Source organism: Alkalimonas amylolytica (assembly GCF_900107845.1).
In the GTDB taxonomy this organism is placed as follows: Bacteria; Pseudomonadota; Gammaproteobacteria; order Enterobacterales; family Alteromonadaceae; genus Alkalimonas; species Alkalimonas amylolytica.
Window position 1 is genome coordinate 206,718 of sequence record NZ_FNRM01000005.1, and the last position, 19,954, is coordinate 226,671.

19 protein-coding genes are annotated in these 19,954 nt (G+C 52.0%); 7 read left to right on the plus strand and 12 right to left on the minus strand.

What is annotated here, in order from left to right; all coding sequences use genetic code 11:
* Positions 1-2: 2 nt before the first annotated feature.
* Positions 3-1,721, minus strand: coding sequence for an assimilatory sulfite reductase (NADPH) hemoprotein subunit (gene cysI / locus BLW37_RS11345; protein WP_091342958.1), 1,719 nt, complete (start codon positions 1,719-1,721; stop codon positions 3-5).
* Positions 1,721-3,535, minus strand: coding sequence for an assimilatory sulfite reductase (NADPH) flavoprotein subunit (locus BLW37_RS11350; RefSeq protein ID WP_091342960.1), 1,815 nt, complete (start codon positions 3,533-3,535; stop codon positions 1,721-1,723). The genes cysI and BLW37_RS11350 overlap by 1 nt, the downstream gene beginning before the upstream one ends.
* A gap of 306 nt (positions 3,536-3,841) precedes the next feature.
* Here BLW37_RS11350 and BLW37_RS11355 point away from each other — a divergent pair, with 306 nt between their 5' ends.
* Positions 3,842-4,633, plus strand: coding sequence for a DUF2884 family protein (locus BLW37_RS11355; protein ID WP_091342962.1), 792 nt, complete (start codon positions 3,842-3,844; stop codon positions 4,631-4,633).
* Between the two features lie 98 nt (positions 4,634-4,731).
* Here BLW37_RS11355 and BLW37_RS11360 read toward each other — a convergent pair whose 3' ends face one another.
* The 4 genes from BLW37_RS11360 to BLW37_RS11375 all read right to left on the minus strand — a co-directional run bounded on the left by BLW37_RS11360 (position 4,732) and on the right by BLW37_RS11375 (position 6,575).
* Positions 4,732-5,190, minus strand: a complete 459-nt coding sequence (locus tag BLW37_RS11360; RefSeq protein WP_139243702.1) for a hypothetical protein — start codon at positions 5,188-5,190, stop codon at positions 4,732-4,734.
* A gap of 37 nt (positions 5,191-5,227) precedes the next feature.
* Positions 5,228-5,602, minus strand: a complete 375-nt coding sequence (locus tag BLW37_RS11365; protein ID WP_171907608.1) for a hypothetical protein — start codon at positions 5,600-5,602, stop codon at positions 5,228-5,230.
* An 81-nt stretch (positions 5,603-5,683) separates the two neighbouring features.
* Positions 5,684-5,965, minus strand: coding sequence for a hypothetical protein (locus BLW37_RS11370; protein WP_139243703.1), 282 nt, complete (start codon positions 5,963-5,965; stop codon positions 5,684-5,686).
* Positions 5,966-6,077: 112 nt separating this feature from the next.
* A complete protein-coding gene (locus tag BLW37_RS11375; protein ID WP_091342970.1) occupies positions 6,078-6,575 on the minus strand; it encodes a hypothetical protein in 498 nt (165 codons plus the stop codon).
* Positions 6,576-6,781: 206 nt separating this feature from the next.
* Between BLW37_RS11375 and BLW37_RS11380 the strand changes: the two genes are divergently transcribed.
* Positions 6,782-7,855: a M28 family peptidase gene (locus BLW37_RS11380; RefSeq protein WP_091342972.1), complete on the plus strand. Its 1,074-nt coding sequence runs from the start codon at positions 6,782-6,784 to the stop codon at positions 7,853-7,855.
* Positions 7,856-7,925: 70 nt separating this feature from the next.
* Positions 7,926-8,654, plus strand: a complete 729-nt coding sequence (locus BLW37_RS11385; RefSeq protein WP_091342974.1) for a VC0807 family protein — start codon at positions 7,926-7,928, stop codon at positions 8,652-8,654.
* Between the two features lie 4 nt (positions 8,655-8,658).
* Here the strand turns inward: BLW37_RS11385 and BLW37_RS11390 are convergent, their stop codons facing one another.
* On the minus strand, positions 8,659-9,972 hold the full coding sequence (locus BLW37_RS11390) for an MFS transporter (protein WP_245785710.1): 1,314 nt from the start codon (positions 9,970-9,972) through the stop codon (positions 8,659-8,661).
* Between the two features lie 165 nt (positions 9,973-10,137).
* On the opposite strand from BLW37_RS11390, the gene BLW37_RS11395 reads away from it, so the two are divergent.
* The 3 genes from BLW37_RS11395 (at position 10,138) to BLW37_RS11405 (ending at position 12,721) form a co-directional block, all read left to right on the plus strand.
* Positions 10,138-10,959, plus strand: a complete 822-nt coding sequence (locus BLW37_RS11395) for an ABC transporter permease subunit (RefSeq protein WP_091342978.1) — start codon at positions 10,138-10,140, stop codon at positions 10,957-10,959.
* Complete coding sequence (locus BLW37_RS11400; protein WP_091342979.1) at positions 10,956-11,861, plus strand: ABC transporter ATP-binding protein; 906 nt, start codon at positions 10,956-10,958, stop codon at positions 11,859-11,861. The genes BLW37_RS11395 and BLW37_RS11400 overlap by 4 nt, the downstream gene beginning before the upstream one ends.
* Positions 11,862-12,022: 161 nt before the next feature.
* On the plus strand, positions 12,023-12,721 hold the full coding sequence (locus BLW37_RS11405; protein ID WP_091342981.1) for a PEP-CTERM sorting domain-containing protein: 699 nt from the start codon (positions 12,023-12,025) through the stop codon (positions 12,719-12,721).
* 58 nt (positions 12,722-12,779) lie between these two features.
* Here BLW37_RS11405 and BLW37_RS11410 read toward each other — a convergent pair whose 3' ends face one another.
* Positions 12,780-14,066, minus strand: coding sequence for a Xaa-Pro dipeptidase (locus tag BLW37_RS11410; protein ID WP_091342983.1), 1,287 nt, complete (start codon positions 14,064-14,066; stop codon positions 12,780-12,782).
* 4 nt (positions 14,067-14,070) lie between these two features.
* Entirely contained in the window at positions 14,071-14,358 is a 288-nt protein-coding gene (ubiK, locus tag BLW37_RS11415; protein ID WP_091342984.1) for a ubiquinone biosynthesis accessory factor UbiK, read from the minus strand.
* 132 nt (positions 14,359-14,490) lie between these two features.
* Here ubiK and rep point away from each other — a divergent pair, with 132 nt between their 5' ends.
* The gene (gene rep, locus BLW37_RS11420; RefSeq protein WP_091342986.1) at positions 14,491-16,509 is read left to right on the plus strand and encodes a DNA helicase Rep; all 2,019 of its coding nucleotides are present in this window, start codon (positions 14,491-14,493) and stop codon (positions 16,507-16,509) included.
* 38 nt (positions 16,510-16,547) lie between these two features.
* Here rep and BLW37_RS11425 read toward each other — a convergent pair whose 3' ends face one another.
* The 3 genes from BLW37_RS11425 to elbB form a co-directional block, all read right to left on the minus strand.
* Complete coding sequence (locus BLW37_RS11425; RefSeq protein ID WP_245785711.1) at positions 16,548-18,452, minus strand: sensor domain-containing diguanylate cyclase; 1,905 nt, start codon at positions 18,450-18,452, stop codon at positions 16,548-16,550.
* Positions 18,453-18,658: 206 nt separating this feature from the next.
* Positions 18,659-19,060: a c-type cytochrome gene (locus tag BLW37_RS11430; protein WP_091342988.1), complete on the minus strand. Its 402-nt coding sequence runs from the start codon at positions 19,058-19,060 to the stop codon at positions 18,659-18,661.
* A gap of 96 nt (positions 19,061-19,156) precedes the next feature.
* Positions 19,157-19,807, minus strand: coding sequence for an isoprenoid biosynthesis glyoxalase ElbB (gene elbB / locus BLW37_RS11435; RefSeq protein WP_091342989.1), 651 nt, complete (start codon positions 19,805-19,807; stop codon positions 19,157-19,159).
* Positions 19,808-19,954: the final 147 nt, after the last annotated feature.

Consider the following 19,954-nt stretch of genomic DNA (forward strand, 5'->3'; position numbering starts at 1 on the left):
TCTCAGGCATGAAAATCGGTTTTGGAAACTTTGACTTCCGCCACCACACCAGCACGAATGACAAAATCACCAAAGCACTCATCGGCCAGCCGCTCCTTGGCCCAACGGCCAATCAGCTGGTCCAGCGCGGCTAAGATTTCGGCTTCGGCCACGTTATCCAGATACAGCTTGGGCACCCGGCTGCCGATCCGATCACCACCGAGGTACAGGTTGTACTTGCCGGGCGCCCGGCCAACCAAACCAGCCTCGGCCAGCATGGCGCGGCCACAGCCATTCGGGCAACCGGTGACCCGCAGCACAATATGCTCATCGGCCAGCTGGTGTTTTTGCAGCAGGCCTTCCACCTTGGTGACCAGCTCAGGCAGATAGCGCTCGGCTTCGGCCATCGCCAACGGGCAGGTTGGAAAGGCGACACAGGCCATCGAGTTTTTCCGCTGTTCGCTGTGGCTGTCATCAATCAAGCCATGCTGGCGCGCGAGCTGTTCAATCTGGGCTTTTTGTTCGGTGGGCACTCCGGCCACGATCAGGTTCTGATTGGCGGTCATGCGGAAATCGCCCTGATGCACTTTGGCAATTTCTGCCAGACCGGTTTTCAGCGGTTTGCCGGGGAAATCCAGCACCCGGCCGTTTTCAATAAAGAGCGTTAAATGGTGCTTGCCATCAATGCCTTCGACCCAGCCAATGCGATCGCCCCGGTTGGTGAAGGTATAGGGCCGTACCGGCTCGAACGGCACGCCAACACGCTGCTCGATTTCGCGGCGGAAATTATCCAGCCCGATCCGGTCGATGGTGTACTTGGTCTTGGCGTTTTTGCGGTTGACCCGATCGCCGTAATCGCGCTGTACCGTCACCACATGCTCGGCCACTTTTAAGGTGTGTTCCAGTGGAATAAAGCCCAGTTCATCGGCGCGGCGCGGATAGGTCGAAGTATCGCCAAAGGTCATGGCCAGGCCACCACCCACCAGCACATTAAAGCCAACCAGCTGGCCGTTTTCGGCAATGGCAACGAAGTTCAGATCATTGGCATGCACATCGATGTCGTTATCCGGCGGGATCACCACGGTGGTTTTGAATTTACGCGGCAGGTAGGTATCGCCCAGAATGGGTTCCTGCTCGGTGGTTTCGACCTTTTCCTCATCCAGCCAGATCTCGGCGTAAGCGCGGGTTTTTGGCAGCAAATGCTCGCTGATTTTCACCGCCCACTGATAGGCCTGCTGATGCAACTCGGACTGCACCGGATTGGAGGTGCAGAGCACGTTGCGGTTGACGTCACCGGCGGTGGCGATGGAGTCAATGCCAATTTCATGCAGGAACTGGTGCATTGGTTTGATGTTGGGTTTTAACACACCATGAAACTGGAAGGTCTGGCGGGTGGTCAGCCGGATACTGCCGTACATGGTTTTCTCGGCGGCAAAGCGGTCGATGGCCAGCCACTGGGTCGGGGTGATAATACCGCCCGGCATGCGGGCCCGCAGCATCACATTGTGCAGTGGCTCCAGCTTTTGCGCGGCCCGTTCGGCGCGGATATCGCGGTCATCCTGCTGGTACATGCCGTGAAAACGGATCAGCATAAAGTTATCGCCGTTAAAACCACCGGTGATCTCATCCTGCAGATCGGTGGTGATGGTGCCGCGCAGGTGATCGCTTTCGGTTTTTAAGCGTTCGTTATCAGACAACTTGCCCTGGGCCACAAAAGCCGGGTTGATGGGATACTGACTCATTAATACACATCCTTCTGATAACGTTTGGCTTGCTTCAATTCATCTAAATACTGCTCGGCCTGCTCCGGGCTCTTGCCACCGTGCTGCTGAATAATGGCCAGCAGCGCCTGGTGCACATCTTTGGCCATGCGGTTGCCATCGCCACAGATGTAGAGGTGAGCACCGCGCTCCAGCCAGGCAAATACCTCGGCGCCTTGCTTTTGCAGCTTGTGCTGCACGTAGATTTTTTCTGCCTGATCACGGCTAAAGGCCACATCCAGCCGGCTTAGCAGGCCTTGCTTCAGGTAGCGCTGCAGCTCCACCTGATAGAGGAAGTCCTGGGTAAAATGCGGGTTGCCAAAGAACAGCCAGTTGTCGCCGGAGGCTCCGCGTTGCTCCCGCTCCTGCAAAAAGGCGCGGAATGGCGCTATGCCGGTGCCGGGACCGACCATGATGATGGGGGTATCGTCATTGACCGGCAGGCGGAAGTTGTCGTTTTTCTCGACAAAAACCCGCACCTTGCCGCCTTCCGCCAGTCGCTCGGCCAAAAAGCCGGACGCGCCGCCTAAGTGGGTGCTGCCAAAGGCATCGTAGCGCACCACGCCAACGGTTAAGTGCACTTCGTCTTCCACCTCGGCCTGCGATGAGGCAATGGAATAAAGCCGGGGCTGTTGTTTGCGCAGTGCATCCACCAGCTGCTGGGCACTTAAGCTACCCGGGTGATCGCGGACAATATCAATGATCTGCCGATCCGCCAGATAATCACGCAGTGCGGTTTTATCGGCCGCCAGGCTCTGCAAGGCCTCACTGCCAATGGCTGCGGCATACTTTTCCACAAAGGCCGGGTAGGACTGGGTCAGCTCCAGCTGTTCGGTGAGCGCCTCGGCCACAGTCAGGCGCTGCTCACCCAGCCGGACCGGCGTGCTGGAGGCAATGGCGGCACTGAACAAAACTTCCCGGACCAGCGCCGGATCGTTGTGGAAATACACACCAAGGGCATCACCCGGCTGGTAACTCAGATCCGAGTTCGCCAGTGAAATCTCAATATGACGCACATCTTTGCTGGAATCACGGCCGGTAATTTTCTGGTTGGTGTACAGCTCGGCAGCAAAAGGTTGTTGCTTGCTGTAGCTGCTGGCAGCGGCTGCCGTTTGGCCAGGCCAGGCAATGACCTGAGCGCCGCTGGCTGGTGCTGTACTTGCTTTGAACTCGGGCTCCAGCACGTCAATTAAGGCCTGATTCCAGCTGCTGGCGGCACTTTCGTAATCGACATCCAGATCCTGACGGTTTTGCAGTGGCGAAGCGCCAAGCTCGGCCAGGCGCTGGTCAAAATCCTGCGCCGTTTTGCAGAAAAATTCGTAACTGGTATCGCCGAGGCCCAGCACCGCGTACTTCAACTGCGGCAACTGTGGCGCTTTCTTGCTGAACAGGAACTTATAGAAAGCTTCAGCATTTTCCGGTGGCTCGCCCTCACCATAGGTGGAGGTCACTATGGTCAGGAAGCGCTCTGTCTTCAGCTGATTGGCTTTGTAATCGGCCATATCCAGCAGATTAACGGCCCATTGTTTGGCTTTGGCCTGCGCGGCCAGTTGCTCGGCAACATGGCGGGCATTGCCGGTCTGAGAGCCGTACAGGATGGTCAGGGTCGCGGACGGGGCGGCACTGACCGCAGCTTGCTGCGGCAAAGCACCACCGGCCAGTTGGGCACTGGCGGCCAGATAGCCACTGACCCAGGCTTGCTGGATCGGATTGAGCTGGCTAACCAGCCCCTGCAACTGCTGCACCTGTTGTTCCGTCAACGGGCTGGCCTGGGCGACAAGAGAAGACAAAAGCATAACGACACCTGTTCGATGATAAGGCCGCTAGCATAGCCGTCTATATGGATGCTCGTAAAAGAATAGATCTCTCTTTTTTATTCTTTTATGGAATTAAAAAGTGGGCATATTGGTTTGCTAAATTTACTATTTTTTGGTCAATTTCCTTATTTGCGCCAATGCCGCAGTTTGATTTGAAATAAAAATTCAATAAAGTCAATGCATTAAAAGTTGGCATCCAGGTTGCAAACTGAACTGCCATGAAGCGTTGCAACGAACGTGAGACGCACATCAGCTAGGCAACACGATAAAAGAAGGAACAACTCCATGAGCAGCATGTTACTAACCACCATCCTGGCATTAAATATCAGCAGCGGCAATCTGCAGCATCAGCAATGCAATTTTCAACTGCAGCATGATCTGAGCATGACACCGCAGCAGCTGACCTTGTCCTCCGGCGGCACCGAGCTGTGGCGCATCGATCAGCACGGACAATTCTGGCTGCAGCAACAAGCGCAGCCTACCACGCCAGCGCAACGTGCCCAGTTAATGCAGTACCGTGAAGGCGTTTATCAACAAGGCCAAAGCACGGTGCGTATTGTGGTCGAAGCGATGGACCTGGCTTACAGTGCAGTGGATCAGGTGCTGACCGAACTGACTGGCCGGCCATTGGCGCAGCACAAGGCCATGCAAAGTGCGATGCAAAAAGTGGATGACGCCAGAAGCCGGATTATTTCTGAGCAGGGCGATATCCTGGTGATCCGCGGCAGTCAGTTCGATGCCCTGGATGAAGCCTTTGGCCCGGAGTTTGAAGCCGCCATTGAAGAGGTGGTGAAAAGCTCGATGGGCAGTATTTTCTGGCAACTGGGCAAAGCCTTTTTCAGCGGCGAAGGCAACTTCGAGCAGCGGATGGAAGCCTTTGGTGAGCGGATGGAAAAATTCGGCGAAGAGCTGGAGGCCAGTATGAACCTGCAAGCCGCAGCTTTGGAGCAAAGGGGCGATGCGTTATGCGAGCAAATTCAGCAACTGACCCTGCTAGAGCAAAGCCTGATCAGCGAACTGCCGCAACTGGCCCCTTATGCCCTGTTTCAGCAAGATGCCCAGGCCATGCGCCACTAAACAGTGCTTAGTTTCAACACGGTTCCCAACCACAGCCTTGGCGCCTCACTCCTTAAGGATGAGGCGTCTTTTTTATCAAGATTGCTTAGTCTGCGGCTCTAGCTGCCAACCTGTTCAAGGTTGACTGGTTCAGTGCGCTGCCAACATACCTCATCGCTGGCCATCACTGTAAGGCGGTCAGCAATAATTCGGCCTTGAATTGTACGTTCTTCTTGAGCAAATACAGGTAAGAAATGACCTTCCAGCACCACCCATTGCTGGTCGCATTCGGTGCCACTGAAAGCGGACGCACTGTCCAGCAAAGGTGCGGCAAACTCATACTGCAATTGCTCATCTTTGCTAATGGTCAAACCAACCGATGGCAGGTAGTAACCACTGACGCGGATATTGCGATTGTAGTAGCGATCTGGGTGCACAAGTAAATGCAGCACCGAAGTTTGGGTATAGGGCAGTTTGGCGGTCTGCACCGGCGGTGGCTCGGTGACAACAGCACCCAAGGTTGCAGCGTAGATTGCTACACTGGTGGTAGTAAGTAGTCTTAGAAATGATGTAGCCATATGCTGTCGGATTCCTTGAAACGGCTGTGCCAACCAGTTAAAAATCAAAAGGTTCAGTGCGCTGCCAGCAGACATCACCACTTTCTTTGATGGTAAGACGATCGGCGATAATCAGAGGAATATTGTGCCGAAGCTCTCTATCAAATACCTTCAACAAGTGTCCTTCCAATATAACCCAGTGGGTACCGCAAACATCATAGGTCAGCTCGGGATCGTCCGTTATTACTTCAACAGCGAGCTCTCTGGATAAATTATGATCCTTGCTTAGGGTGATACCCTGTGGGTGCAGATAAAATCCTTTTATACTGATATTGCGGTCATAATAGCGCTCAGGGTGTGCTTTTAATTGCACGATTGAAGTCTGGACGTAGGGTAATTCAATTGCCTGAACTTTGGGGAAAACACTTTCCATCGCATGGACTCGTTGACTGAGAAGGATGACGATGACACCACACAGAAGTAGCACAGCTGTCTTTAGCATATTCATTATCTCTTAAAAGCTGTTAGATATTTCCCGAACAACCAGGACGCTGGAGCCGGCATAACTTCCTGCATCGTGTTCATATACAAGCCGACCATTGATAAAAACCCAATGCTCATTAAAGTTTCTCAGATCAATAGGTTGTGCTTTTTCTGTGCGAAGAGCAATGGCGTAGCTGGTATCTTGGTGCTTGGCTTGCTCGGGGCTGAAATACAAATAGCCGTCAGACAAGTAACCATCAATCACAAAATCACGTTGGTTGTATCGCTCAGTATGCACCAGGGCATCAAGCATGCTGATTTTGCTGTAAGGAGGATTATTAAGCACTGTTTGGGGTGGGGTGGTGTTGCACCCCACTAAAGAAAACAGCATCAAAATGAGAGTAAAAATTCGGCGGCCCATGTCTCTACCTTAAACGTTCAAATTGCTCATTGTGCACAATAAAGCGTACACCAGCTAATTGGCCAGTGCCTACTAGGAAAACAGGCCTGTTCACACGATTGGCATAGTTTAACCAGAAATTTTTCCTATTAGGCATGGTTAAGATGTGTAGTCTCGTGTTTGGACGCAGACCTATCACCACAGCGACCACATTTTCATCTTTTGAAATCTCAGGATAAGAGGTCGCAAAACCATTTTGTTCTCCAACCCTGCCCATAAGAGGAACGTCTGTACCAACTCTGCTTACTTCATAACGCACTGGCCTGCTACCTACCGGGTTAGCCGAGCGATGATAAATCACTGCACCAAGCTCTTGGTTTTGTCTTCTTACATCCTTAGTTAGATCATCGTTTGCCATGCCAATTTTCATAGCAATACTGGAGGCCAGTTGATCCAGTGCCCGGATAAAAGCCGGGTCCTCACAAAGCTCCGCACAGACTTTGATACCTTCTGCTTGCATCATTCAGTTCCTTTTGAATACAAAAATTTGCCTGATTATACAAAAAAAAGCACTGAGTTGTGAATTTTTTACTTTTTATTTGATTTTTTGGTTTTCGTCTTGAGTTGTTAATGTAATTAATAAGGATCTTCCGCTGCTAAGTTCAGTAGCGTATTCGCTGCGGTCAAAAGCAGGTAAAATGCCAGTAGCTAAGTAATAGGAAATTATGCATGAGCACCATGTTGAAACGTTTGATCGCGTGGTTGGTTTTACTCGGTGTGTTGGTATTTGCTGGGCAGCAATGGGGCTATCCCGCCTGGCAGAGCTGGTTAACGGAGCGCGAAGTTGCCCGGATTGAGGCATTAAAATCCCTGCCTTTGCCTGTTGCGGCCCAGCCTGGCCGGTTGGATCCTGACCGTATGATGCAGGATTTAAGCTGGATGGCACATCCGGATCGTCAAGGGCGGGAATCGGGCCAGCCCGGCGCGCTGGCTACCCGCCACTGGCTGCTGGAGCAGTATCAGCAGATAGGCCTGCAGCCTGCCGGGGTCGAGGGCTACTTGCACGAGTACGAGGTGCAGGAACACATTCAGTTCAGTGGCGTTTTTCGCCAGCGTCAGCGCCACATTGAGGCCATCAGCAATGCGGCCAATGTGTTGGGTAGTTTGCCGGGCAAGCAAGCCGGACTGCCCTACATTGCTATCAGCGCCCATTACGATCATTTAGGCGTGCGCAATGGCGAGGTGTTTCATGGCGCCGATGACAATGCTTCTGGGGTGGCGGCTATGCTGGAGCTGGCACGTTATTTTGCGCAGCACCCGACCGAGCACCCTTTGCTGTTTATGGCGCTCGATAGCGAAGAAAAAGGCTTGCAGGGGGCGGTGGCGTTGTTTCGTGATCAGGCGATACGGCCAGATCAGCTGGCCTTTAATGTCAATCTGGATATGCTAAGCCGGGATACCGAGCGGCAGCTGTTTGCCGTGGGCACCTACCAGCACCCCTGGCTGCATCCGTTGCTGGATCGGGTGCAACAACAAAGTTCGGTCCGCCTGATACGGGCGCACGACAGGCCCTGGTGGCGGGCAGGACGCACCGAGAACTGGGTAAACAGCTCAGATCACGGTGTTTTCCATCGCCATGGTGTGCCTTTTATTTATTTTGGCGTGGCCGACCATCCGGATTACCACACCCCCAGAGATACCAGTGATCGGGTTGATGCAGAATTTTATCAGGCGGTGAGTGAAACCGTGCTGGATTTTATACTGCGACTGGATCAGCAATTGGCCGCAAAGGCACAGCGTTAAAGCGCTGCACAGGTGACATCCTATGAACTTTGGGTATACTGGAGCGGATTGGATACAGTGTGAGTACAGCATGAGTGAATCGGTAACCCCAGCCAAACCCGCCCGCAAAAAAGGCGGTTTTTTTAGCAACCTGGTGTTTAACATCATTATTCCGGTGGTGATTTTAAGCAAGTTTAGCGGCGATGCGCACTTAGGGCCGATGTGGGCTTTGGTAGTGGCACTGGCATTTCCGGTGGTGTATGGCTGCTGGGACTTTGTCCAAAGCGATAAAGTGAATTTCTTCTCGGTGCTTGGGGTGATCAGTGTGCTACTAACCGGCGGCATTGGTTTGTTGCAGCTGGATCCGGCCTACATCGCCATTAAAGAAGCGGCGGTGCCGGCCGTGCTGGGTATCGCAGTGATCCTGACCCACAACACCCGTTATTCACTGGTACGCAAATTGTTGCTGAACGATGATCTGATCCGCACCGATAAACTGGCAGAGGCGCTGGCTGCCAAACAAGCCACCGAGCTGTTTGAGCAAAAAATTAAATTCAGCACTTACCTGCTGGCCAGCTCTTTCGCACTATCGGCGGTATTGAATTATGTGCTGGCCAAGTGGATCGTGGTAAGCCCGGCCGGTACCGAGGCGTTCAATGCTGAAATTGGCCGCATGACGGCGCTTAGTTTTCCGGTGATTGCCATTCCCTGCACCATTATTATGATGGGCGCCGTGCTCTATCTGTTTAGCCAGATTGGCAAATTGACAGGCGAGGAGCTGGATCAGTTTTTGGTTGGCGCGCCGGAAAGCTCAACCTAATTTGTCAGTCAGCCGTGACTTCTTTCAGCCGCCAAGCAAACAGGACGCCCAAAGCGCTCATGGCGGCAAATAGCACCAGCACTGCAAACAGCGACCAACTGGCTACCAGAGCGCTGATCAAGCCGGTGAGTAATAACAAAGCACCGATCACGGTATTACTGACCGAGACATAGTCGGTGCGTTTGTTGCCGCCGGCCATATCCAGCAAATAGGTTTTGCGACCGACCCGCACTCCGGCATGAGCAATACTCAGCAGCATAAACAGCAGCGGGTAAAACCAGAAGTTGGCAAACAAAGCCCACTCCAGCTGGCTGGCGATAGCTGCCAGTAGGCAAAACACAGAGGCGAGCGCTGCTGCCAGCAAGAGCACCCGACGGCTGGACCAGTCGGCCAGCCAGCCCCAAAAGCTGGAACTCAGCAAACTGGCCAGACTGCTGGCCAGCAAAAAAGCCCCTAACAAAGCGCCTGAACTGCTGTGCTGCTGCGCCAGCACAATCAAAAAAGGCGTTGCCAGTGCCGAGCTGAGCAGTAGCGCCCGGGTTATCACGAAATGGCGAAACAGCTCATCGTTCCGTAGCAGCGCTAAGTTGGCAAAAGCTTGTCGCATGGCGTTGCCACCGCCGCTGGTTTCACCAGGCTCTTCCTCAATCTGACTGAATAAGGTGGCAGCGCCAAACCACAGCATGGCGGCTCCCAGTAATAACAGCACATAGATTAGTACACCGGCCTCTTTGGCGCTGCCAAGCAGCCAGAGTGATACGCCCGTGGTCAGCAAGCCGGATAAGGTACTAGCCAGGCCGGTCAGACGGCCACGACGTTGTTTGGGGATGGTTTTGCCCTGCACATCTTTCATTGCCACCGAGTTGAGGCCACGCCCCAGGCTGAAAACCACCAACAAGCCTAAAATGGCCAGTCCGGCGCTTAGCCCTTCCAACCAGAGCACCACCAACACCATGCCAAACAAACTGAGTGCCTGGATGATGGCACCCAACACCAGAAAAGGTTTGCGCAGCGCATGCTGACGCACCCAGGCGCCAATTAGCAATTGTGGTAATAAGGAACCGGACTCGCGAATAGGCACCAACCAGGCAATCAGTGCTGCCGGGGCGCCGACCGCTGTCATCAGCCAGGTCAGCACGGTTTTCGGGCTGGTCAGTAAATCACCCAGGCTGGTCAGAGTTTGGCTGAACAGAATTAAGAAAAAGTTGCGCGGTACTTCGGTACAGGCCTGCTCGGAAATATCCTTGCAGGCGCGGGCATCTTCCTCGTTCGCGATCAGGCTGTACAGCTTGTCCATTTTTTCCTGCGATGGGTTCACGACGCCTCCGGGTGGTGATTTTGACGAAAAAAGTCGCCTTCAGACTTCGATAGCTTTAGTCTAACAGGCTAGCGCATTGAATTTTAGTCATTTTTATTCTGGCACTGATATTGCTCACTACTATTACTGAATGTGCCTTAAGTTATTTAATGCAAGGAGCTTTGTATGCATTTGCCCGTTTGGTCCCATATCTGGCTGCTTAGCCAGATAGAATGGCAGCGGTTGTTTGTTACCCGGCGAGGTTGGCTAACCCTGGCGGCATTTTGCCTGCTGTGGTTTTTATTGCTGCGTTATGTTGTCATGCCGCTTAGTCAGTGGATGTTGGATCCTGCCATTATCGAAGGTGCTGAAATGATGGCCGGTTGGGTGGATCTGCGGCAATTGCTGCTGTGGCCACGACCTGAGCTGAGCTTATTTTGGTTGCTGGCCTTGCTGCTGACACCGGCTGCTGCGGTGCTCTTTAGCGCCGGCCAGATTTGCCGTGACCGCAGCCGTGGTACCTTGCGTTTTTACAGTTTGCGGGTTGATCGGGATAGCATCTTGTTGGGGCGCCTTTTGGGTCAGTTGCTGGTGCAGGGCACTTTGCTGCAGCTGGCGCTGCTGGCTTGTTTGCTGCTGGCGTTATGGCAGGGCGCGCCTTTAAGTGGCGATTTGTTGAGTGCCATGGTGTTTTGCTGGCTCTTTGTGATGCTTACCCTGTTGCCTTTTACCGTCTTGATGAGCCTGATGTCGGTCTGGCTGAACTCTAGCCGGGCTGCTGTCAGCATGGCCATCTTGCTGCTGACGTTACTGCCTTTGTTGCTGGGGGTGCTAGTCTATTACTGGCCACAAGCCCTTCCGGCTTTTGCCTGGCTGCCCGGAGCTCAGATCCCGGTACTTGTCAACAGTTCACCCTGGCAGCCCTGGGCAGAGCTTGGTTTGCCTGTTGGTCAGGCGTTACTGTTATTAACCTTGTCTCTGGTAAGTTTTCGGCGGAGGTCCTTATGACAGCAGTGATTGCCTGCACTGGCTTAAGTAAAAGCTTTGGTGACAAAACAGTGCTGAAGGAGCTGGATTTTCAGATTGAGGCTGGAGCTCCGGTCGCTTTAGTTGGTGCCAATGGCGCAGGTAAAACCACTCTGCTTAGCCTGTTGTGTGGTTACCTAACACCGGATCAGGGACATATCCAGGTGTTAGGGCGGATGCCTGGCAGCCAAGGGTTAAATGGTCGTCTTGGTGCCTTGCCACAGGACGCACAGTTCGACCCGGATTTTAGCTTGGCCAGGCAATTGCAGTGGCTGGCTCGTCTGCAGGGTATGACGGCATCCAAGGCCAACACAGAAGCTGAGCGGGTACTGGCGCTGGTGGATTTAACCGCCGAGGCAGGTTTGAAAGTCGCCCAGCTAAGCCATGGCATGCGCAAGCGGCTGGCCATTGCACAGGCGCTGTTGGGCGAGCCTGAGCTGGTGGTGCTGGATGAGCCGACCGCAGGGTTGGATCCTTTGCATGCCAAATCCCTGCGGGATTGCATCCAGCAACAAAGTACGCACTGTACCTTTGTGATCAGCTCGCACAATTTGTTTGAGCTGGAGCAACTATGTGGCACTGTGTTGATGCTGGAACAAGGCAAAATCCGCCAGCAAGCGACTCAGGCTAGTGAAACTGGTGTGCTGCGTTTGCAACTGTGTCAGGAAAACAGTCAGCAGCTGCTGCCTTTGTTGCAGCAACTGCCTGGCTTTGTAAAGTTACAGCTGGTGAACAAGCTGCAACTGGAACTGCAGTACGATGCTGTGCGGGCGGCCGATTTTGATGTCCAGCTGCTGCAGTTGCTGCATCAGCAGAGCATGGACTATCGGCAGCTAAGCCGGGGACAGTCACTGGAGCAACAGCTATTCCAGTCAGGTGGCTAAGCCAACAAACTGAAAAGTGTCGGTTTTTTTATCATAGATTGGATTGCTCTAACGTGGGTAATAGTTAGAACGATAGCGTATTAAAAATAAGCGCATATAAAACAGTAGGTAATGTCAGCGTATAAATTTTGGGCACATCTTTTGCTAGGTCAGAGAGATCTATGATCACACAACTCCAAAAAACGGATCCGTTGTTTGGCTTACTGGATGCTTTAGGGATGAAATTTATGAAGACATCGTTGTTTGCCGGGGCTGGTGCCCTGATGCTTGGTTTGGTGTTCTCGGCACATGCTGCTTTGATTGGTACCATTACGCATGATTATGGGCTTGGTTACAGCACCCCGAGTCTTGGTGGTGCAAGTTGTGATCGAGTGCACAGCAACTTTCTAGAAATCAGAACCCCAGGAAGTCGCGGGCCTGCGACCGGATGTCAGCGCTTTTACGATGTTTTTGATTTTTCGACTTTAAACTTTGATGCGATTGATGGTTTTGAGCTAACCTTGAGCTTTTCCCATACGCAAGGAACTCTCAAAAACTGGCATGCCCGGCCAGCAGCTGGTGCAAAAACGGAAGATGGCAGTGGCCAATTATTTCAGCTTACTTCTACGCCAAACAGACTAACAAGCCAGACCTTTTGGTTTGATAGCAGTCTTGATGTCTTTGATAGCATTGTAAGCAATCAATCGTTTTATTTGTGGATGGCACAAGAGAGTTTTGCTCTTGGTGCATCGCAAAATTTCCGCTTATACGATGCAACGCTCAATATCTATGGCTCAGAGCCAGCAGCATCAGTCCCGGCACCGGCCACCTTTATATTAGTGGGCTTGGGGTTGCTGGGTCTGAGCCTGCGTCGTCGCTAAAGCAAGCGTCACTCCTGTTTTTTGCAAAAAGGCCTGCTGCAACAGGCCTTTTTGCTGCTTACTTAACTCGCTGACCACCTTTCACCACGATCGGAATGGCTTCCAGCAGGCGAATATTCTGCAAAGGATTGCCTTCAACGGCAACCATGTCGGCATAAGCACCAGGCTCTAACAGGCCTACGTTCAACTGGCCTTGCTCATTGCGCCAATCCAGCAGGGTAGCGGCATGCAGGGTGGCGCTTTGAATGGCCTGCAGCGGTGTCATGCCCCAGTCCACCATATAAGCAAATTGACGGCCATTCTGGCCATGGGTGTAGACACCGGCATCGGTGCCATAAGCCATTTTGACACCGGCGGCGACTGCACGGCGGAAGTTCTCCCGCTGCAGCTGGCCAACTTGCCGTTCTTTTTCCAGCGATTCCGGTAAGATGCCGGCGGCCTCTCCCTCTCCTAAGATAAAATCGCTGACATAAATATCCATGACCAGGTAAGTGCCACGCTCGGCCGCCATAGCTAGCACCTCGTCGTTTAAGAAGCTGGCGTGCTCAATCGAATCGACACCGGCTTCAATGGCGCGTTTCATGCCATGCAAACCATGGGCATGCGCAGCTACTTTAGCGCCGCGATCATGGGCTTCAGCCACCAGCGCTTGCATCTCTGCCAGACTGAACTGGCTGGCGTTGACATCGGTGTTGCGGGACAAGACCCCACCGGTTGCTGTGAACTTGATCAGGTTGGCGCCATACTTCATGTTTTCCCGTACCCGGGTGCGAACCTCATCGGGACTATTGGCAACACCAAAACCCCTGGCGGCATAGGTATGAGGCAGCAAGTTGTTGTCGCAGTGACCACCGGTAATGCAAATTGAGTGGCCGGCTACCCGCATTCTTGGTCCCTGGATCTCGCCTTCATCAATGGCATTGCGTAAATCCACATCGGCAAAGCCTGCCGCTCCGACGTTGCGCACTGATGTAAAACCGGCTTTCAGGGTCACTTCGGCCGCTGTCACCCCAAAAATCGCCTGGCGCGCTGGAGTGCTATTGAGCCGGCGGTAACCATGCTGCTGTGGGTTGGAGGTAAGATGGACATGCATATCAATCAAGCCCGGCAGCACGGTATAACCGGATAAATCCAGCGTGGGGATGCTGCGCTGCTCAGCGGATAACTGGCGCACGGGCAGAATGTTCACAATGCGCTGGTCCGCTACCAGAATGGCTTGATTGCTTTTTAGCTCACCGCTTTGCACATCCAGCAATTGGCCGGCCAGGATCAGCTGATCGGCAGCGGTTGCTATGGAGCTGACCAGCAAGAGCAACAGGGCAGATAGGGGCAGAGAGGTTCTCATTGGATTACTCCTGATCCGAGCTGGGTGGCGCAGCTTTTGGTGGCGCTGGCTGCTGAGCGGTGATAATGGCTTGCACCTGAAGTTCCAAGGCTTCTACTTTTTCTCGGGTACGAGCCAGCACCTGGCGTTGGACGTCGAATTCTTCCCGGCTGATCACATCCAGATCAGCTAACTTCTGCTGCAGCACCACTTTGATTTTGCTTTCGATGTCATCAGCTGCTTGCCGAACTCGGGCCGGGATCACGGCACCAATTTGTTTAGCCAGCTCTTCAACTTTTTTTGGATCGATCATAATGGGCACCTTTGCCTGGGGTTGTATCCGTTGAAACTCAGTATAACAAAGCTTACGCTGCTCTTTTAGTTGATTTTCCGGTAAACTTGCTGGCCATTCCCCGCAGCCAGTACGGAGCTTTGCCGCTAGCCGATGAAATTAAACCCTCAGCAAAATGAAGCGGTGCATTATATCTCGGGCCCTTGTCTGGTACTGGCGGGTGCAGGCAGCGGTAAAACCAGGGTAATCATCAACAAAATTGCTTATCTGATAGAGCAATGCCAGTTGCCGGCCCGACATATCGCTGCAGTGACCTTTACCAACAAAGCTGCTCGGGAAATGAAAGAGCGTATTAGTTTGCAGCTGCCTAAACCTGCCTGCCGTGGCCTCACTATTTCGACCTTTCATACCCTTGGTCTGAATATTCTGAAAAAAGAGTACCGAGCGCTTGGTTATAAGGCCAGTTTCAGTTTGTTTGATGATCAGGATTCTATGGCTTTGCTTAAGGAGCTGACCGAAGCGGACTACCTGGGCGATAAAGACTTACTAAAACAACTGCAGAGCAAAATTTCCAACTGGAAGAATGATTTGATGTTGCCGGAGCTGGCCCTGCAGCAGGCAACGCAACCTGAAGAGCTGTTGCAGGCGCAGTATTACCAGCGTTATAGCCAGCTGCTCAAAGCCTACAATGCGTTTGACTTTGATGATTTGATTCTATTGCCTACCTTGTTGATGCAACATCAACACGAGGTACGCGAGCGCTGGCAGCAAAAAATCCGTTATTTGTTGGTGGATGAGTACCAGGATACCAATACCAGCCAGTATCAGTTGGTGAAACTGCTGGTAGGCGAGCGGCAGCGTTTTACTGTGGTCGGTGATGATGATCAGTCGATCTATTCCTGGCGTGGTGCCAGGCCGCAGAACCTGGCCTTGTTGCAGCAGGATTTTCCTAGCCTGAAGCTGATTAAGCTGGAACAGAACTACCGCTCTTCGGAGCGTATTTTAAAAGCAGCCAACATTCTGATTGCGAATAATCCGCATGTGTTTGATAAGCAGCTATTCAGTGAGATTGGCTATGGTATGCCGCTCAAAGTCCTGCCGTGCAAACACGAAGAAGATGAAGCTGAGAAAGTTGTGGCTGAGATCATCTCGCATCGTTTTACCAACCGCACCCATTACAAGGATTATGCTCTGCTGTATCGCAGTAATCATCAGGCACGGATTTTTGAAAAAGCGCTGATGAACAACCGTATTCCTTACCGTATTTCAGGTGGTACTTCCTTTTTCTCCCGGGCCGAAATCAAAGATGTGATGGCGTACTTGCGACTCTTGGTGAATCAGGATGATGACAATGCGCTGTTACGTATTATCAATGTTCCACGACGCGAGATAGGTGCAGCCACGCTGGAAAAGCTGGGTACCCTGGCGCATGAACAGCAGGTCAGTCTGTTTGCCAGTTGCTTTTTACCCGAGTTGTCGCAGCGGTTGCCAGCGCGTGGCTATCAGGCAGTGCAACACTTTGCCAATTGGATTTTGGCGTTAACCGAGCAGGTGAAACGCGCTGAACCATCCGATGCCATTCGTGACTTGATCCGACAAAGCCATTACGAAGCCTGGTTGTTCGAAAGCAGCAACAGCCCGAAAGCAGCGGAAATGGCGATGAAAAACGTCAACGAGTTGTTTCGCTGGATTGTTGAGATGCTGGAAGGCAAAGACGATGAAGAGCCGATGACCTTGTCAGAGGTGGTCAGCCGCTTGACGCTGCGTGATATGATGGAACGGCAGGAGCAGGATGAACAGTCCGATCAGGTGCAATTACTGACCCTGCATGCCTCCAAGGGGCTTGAGTTTCCCTATGTGTTTATGGTGGGTGTGGAAGAAGGGATTTTGCCGCACCAGGGCAGCATTGATGCTGACAACATTGAAGAAGAGCGGCGGCTTGCTTATGTAGGTATTACCCGGGCACAGCGTGAGCTGTTTTTCACTTACGCCAAAGAAAGACGGCAGTATGGCGAGGTGCTCCGGCCTGAACCAAGCCGCTTTTTGTATGAACTGCCTCAGGATGATCTGGATTGGCAGCACAGTGCTGCGCCTAAAACCGCCGAGCAACGTCAGCAAAGTGGCAAAGCCAATATTGATCGGTTACGACAACTTTTAAAAAAGCCGGATTAACACCTTGTCAAATAGCCGCGCGGTCTTTTTGTCGGGTGCTAACTTGCCTTAGCCGTTTTTTTTTGCGTTACGGCACTGGTTGACTCAGATTGAGGCTTTGGGTCGGGGGCGACCAACATGTCGGCATTAAAAATCACAAAGCGGTTGCTACCAAGCGACTTGGCTTGATACATGGCGGCATCGGCATCCCGTAACATTTCATCCGGGCTTTGGTAGTCGTTGTGATAAAGTGCAATGCCAATGCTGGCTCCGGATAGAACCTGATGTTGCTCAATGAACACGGGTTGTCGTACCGCTTCGATGATACGGTCTGCAACATCTTCCACATCCAGCTGTTGCTGAATATCAGTCAGCATCACGACAAACTCATCACCCCCCAAACGAGCGACCAGATCATGCTCGCGAATAGCCTGTTGCAAGCGTTTACTGGTTTCCATCAAATAATGATCACCTACGGCATGTCCCAGGTTGTCGTTGATGGCTTTGAAACGATCCAAATCAATAAACAACAAGGCCAGCTTTCCATCAGTCTGCCGTTTGCGCTGTCGGAACTGCTGTTGCAGCAATTGCAGGAAACGAGGTCTGTTCGATAAACCGGTTAAAGCATCATGATTGGCTTCATGGAACAGCTTTTCTTCAATTTTCTTACGCTCTTCCACCTGCAGACGCAGGAATAAATTGGTCTGGCGAAGCTCCCGGGTGCGCTCAAATACTTTCCGCTCCAGCTCTTCCTGCTGTTTGCGCTGTTGTTCAGTTGCTAACTTGCGCTGGATGGCTACGGCTATATGGCGCGAGACAAAACGAAGAACTTTCAGTTCCTGTTCGCTGTAATCGTACTGATAGTCATAAGCCTGCAAGGCAATGACACCAATCACTTCATCTTCAAGAATCAGTGGGGCACCTAGCCAGCTGGTGGAGTGGCGGGTGGTGCGTAATGAACTGACCATACCTCGGGTAATTTCGCCCTGTTGATTGAGCTTAACGGCGGCGGCGCCATCAATCAGTGCGGCTTCACCGCGGCGGATTATGTATTCAGTAAAGCCTTTACCAAGCGGCCGCTTGGGCGCAGCCGGCGTGTATTGATCACGGTAAAATGGAAAGCTGAGGGTGTCATCGCTTTGATCAAGCAAGGCAATGTAACAGTTTTCTGCATACATTAATTCCGATAGCACCTGATGGATGTCACGGTAAAAGCTTTGCATATTGCGACTACAGGCCGACAACTCGGAAATACGGTATAAAGAACTTTGCAGTTTCTCAGCCGCTATTCGCTCTTTGATTTCTTTTTGCAATTCCTGATTGGTCAGCCGCAACTGCCGCGTGCGCTCGCGCACGGTATGCTCCAGCAATTCACGACTGCGTACCCGATCAATGGCAGTGACAGTATGATTGCCAAGGTGACAAAAGATATCCAGCTCCTGGGCACTGTACTGTTGGTCTGGATCATAACTTTGGATGGCCATCACCCCGATCACCTGTTGGCCGCGTTTTAGCGGAATGCCCATCCAATGCGTTGGCATACTGCCCTGAGCCTGAATGTCACCATTTGCGATCAGCTGCTCAAACAAAGCTTGGTTACATAACAAGGGCATGCCAGTACGAAATACATAACCCGTCAGGCCGCTAGCGAAAGCGTCGGAGGGGACCTGAAGAATGACCTGTTGATCTTTTTCGTCCGAAAAATATTCAAGAGTGAACTGATTGGAGCTATGTTCATGCAAGACTACGTAAAAGTTTTTAGCGTGCAGCAACTCTGCCACCATCTGATGAATGGCGGGGTAGAATTCTTTCATATCCGCAACGGTACTGGCCAGTTCCGACAGGCGTAACAAAGCACCTTGAATGGTGAACGCTTGTCGGTAACGATCGGCCATTTGCTGCAGCCGTTGCTGCTTGGTTTCTGCACGTTGCAGCGCACGCCTTGGGTTCGTTAAATCCTTCAACTCAGTCTCTTATAATAGTTATGGGCTTGGTGCATGAAACAATTTTATTATGCACAAAGTTTGCGCAGAGTGGAATCTTCGACCAAGGAAAAGCGTCGCTTATTTATACTATTTTAATATAAAAAATACTAGAAAGTTTGAAGGTGGTTATTAAAGAGAAGAGAGCCAGCCCTAGCTGTTGTGGGCTGGCATCGGTATAGCCGTTTTTAGAGATCTTTGATCATGAAGCGAATCGCTTCTGCAATTTCATCTTCTGAGCAGTTCATGCAGGTACCCATTGCTGGCATATTGCCAAAGCCATCAATGGAGTTACGCAACATCACATCAAAGCCCTGATCCATCCGAGCTTGCCAAGCGGCGGCATCACCAGGCTTGGGAGCATCAAGTGCACCGGTGCCATGACAGGCAAAACATGCGGTCTGATAGACCTGTTCACCACTTCGAGGACCAGTATCTGCAACTGCCCGGGCTGGGGCTTGGCCATCCAGATAAACCTGGCCAACCGGAGCGATGCGCTTACGCAGCTCTTCGTCTGCAGCAGAACTTGTGGCCAGGCCGGTGAACAGCAAAGCACATGCAGCCGTTGCTACAAGGTGGATTTTTCTCATCGTTGTGGGTCCTGTTTCAATTTTGTACAAATCTTGCGCCATTATAACGAGCCAGTTGACATTGGGGAAGCCCCGTAAACTCGGTAATGTCATAGCTCAAGCTAGTTTAAGTACCGCAGCAATTAGCTTATCGATCCCTTCGCTTGCTTCAGTCACCGACTGTGCCAGCATATAGGCCGGGGTGGAGACAACTTTGGCCTGGTGATCGATCACAATATCGCGCACCTGACACTGCACATGCTGAGCGCCCATCTCTTCAATGGCATTAGCGGTATCGGCATCGGTGCCTATGGTCAGGCTGACTGGTGCTGAATAAATTAGAGGGATCATGGCTGGAGCTATGCAAATAAAGCCAACTGGCTTGCCCGCATCAGCAAAAGCCCGAATGCATTGCTTTAGCTCCGGCAATACCGCTGCATCAGTTCCTTTGAAAGCAAAGTCAGACAAGTTTTTGGCAGCACCAAAACCACCAGGTAATACCACCGCATCAAATTCCACTGGGTTTAACGCAGATAAAGGATTAATGGCACCTCGGGCAATGCGAGCCGCTTCGATCAGCACATTGCGCTGCTCGGCCATCTCTTCGCCGGTAAGGTGATTCACCACATGATGCTGGCTGATATCCGGAGCAAAACATTGGTAACTGGCATGGTGCCGTTCAAGGTGCAACAAAGTGAGCACTGACTCGTGGATTTCTGCACCATCATAAACACCGCAGCCACTTAAAATAACAGCAACTTTTTTCATCTCTGACTCCTTTGAACCATGATATCTGTTGGCTTATAGCAAAGCATTCTTAAACCGATTTTTTTAAGCTAAAATTTTTTAAAAAAATGGCTGGCCTCGCACTCTTTCTGTGATAGTCTACACAACCGCTGACGTTGCGTCTGCCGG

Excerpts from the sequence above, each read along its gene's own strand:
- cysI (WP_091342958.1), bottom strand. The coding sequence starts at position 1,721 with ATGAGTCAGTATCCCATCAACCCGGCTTTTGTGGCCCAGGGCAAGTTG.
- BLW37_RS11350 (WP_091342960.1), bottom strand. The coding sequence starts at position 3,535 with ATGCTTTTGTCTTCTCTTGTCGCCCAGGCCAGCCCGTTGACGGAACAA.
- BLW37_RS11355 (WP_091342962.1), top strand. The coding sequence starts at position 3,842 with ATGAGCAGCATGTTACTAACCACCATCCTGGCATTAAATATCAGCAGC.
- BLW37_RS11360 (WP_139243702.1), bottom strand. The coding sequence starts at position 5,190 with ATGGCTACATCATTTCTAAGACTACTTACTACCACCAGTGTAGCAATC.
- BLW37_RS11365 (WP_171907608.1), bottom strand. The coding sequence starts at position 5,602 with ATGGAAAGTGTTTTCCCCAAAGTTCAGGCAATTGAATTACCCTACGTC.
- BLW37_RS11370 (WP_139243703.1), bottom strand. The coding sequence starts at position 5,965 with ATGCTTGATGCCCTGGTGCATACTGAGCGATACAACCAACGTGATTTT.
- BLW37_RS11375 (WP_091342970.1), bottom strand. The coding sequence starts at position 6,575 with ATGATGCAAGCAGAAGGTATCAAAGTCTGTGCGGAGCTTTGTGAGGAC.
- BLW37_RS11380 (WP_091342972.1), top strand. The coding sequence starts at position 6,782 with ATGAGCACCATGTTGAAACGTTTGATCGCGTGGTTGGTTTTACTCGGT.
- BLW37_RS11385 (WP_091342974.1), top strand. The coding sequence starts at position 7,926 with ATGAGTGAATCGGTAACCCCAGCCAAACCCGCCCGCAAAAAAGGCGGT.
- BLW37_RS11395 (WP_091342978.1), top strand. The coding sequence starts at position 10,138 with ATGCATTTGCCCGTTTGGTCCCATATCTGGCTGCTTAGCCAGATAGAA.
- BLW37_RS11400 (WP_091342979.1), top strand. The coding sequence starts at position 10,956 with ATGACAGCAGTGATTGCCTGCACTGGCTTAAGTAAAAGCTTTGGTGAC.
- BLW37_RS11405 (WP_091342981.1), top strand. The coding sequence starts at position 12,023 with ATGATCACACAACTCCAAAAAACGGATCCGTTGTTTGGCTTACTGGAT.
- BLW37_RS11410 (WP_091342983.1), bottom strand. The coding sequence starts at position 14,066 with ATGAGAACCTCTCTGCCCCTATCTGCCCTGTTGCTCTTGCTGGTCAGC.
- ubiK (WP_091342984.1), bottom strand. The coding sequence starts at position 14,358 with ATGATCGATCCAAAAAAAGTTGAAGAGCTGGCTAAACAAATTGGTGCC.
- rep (WP_091342986.1), top strand. The coding sequence starts at position 14,491 with ATGAAATTAAACCCTCAGCAAAATGAAGCGGTGCATTATATCTCGGGC.
- BLW37_RS11430 (WP_091342988.1), bottom strand. The coding sequence starts at position 19,060 with ATGAGAAAAATCCACCTTGTAGCAACGGCTGCATGTGCTTTGCTGTTC.
- elbB (WP_091342989.1), bottom strand. The coding sequence starts at position 19,807 with ATGAAAAAAGTTGCTGTTATTTTAAGTGGCTGCGGTGTTTATGATGGT.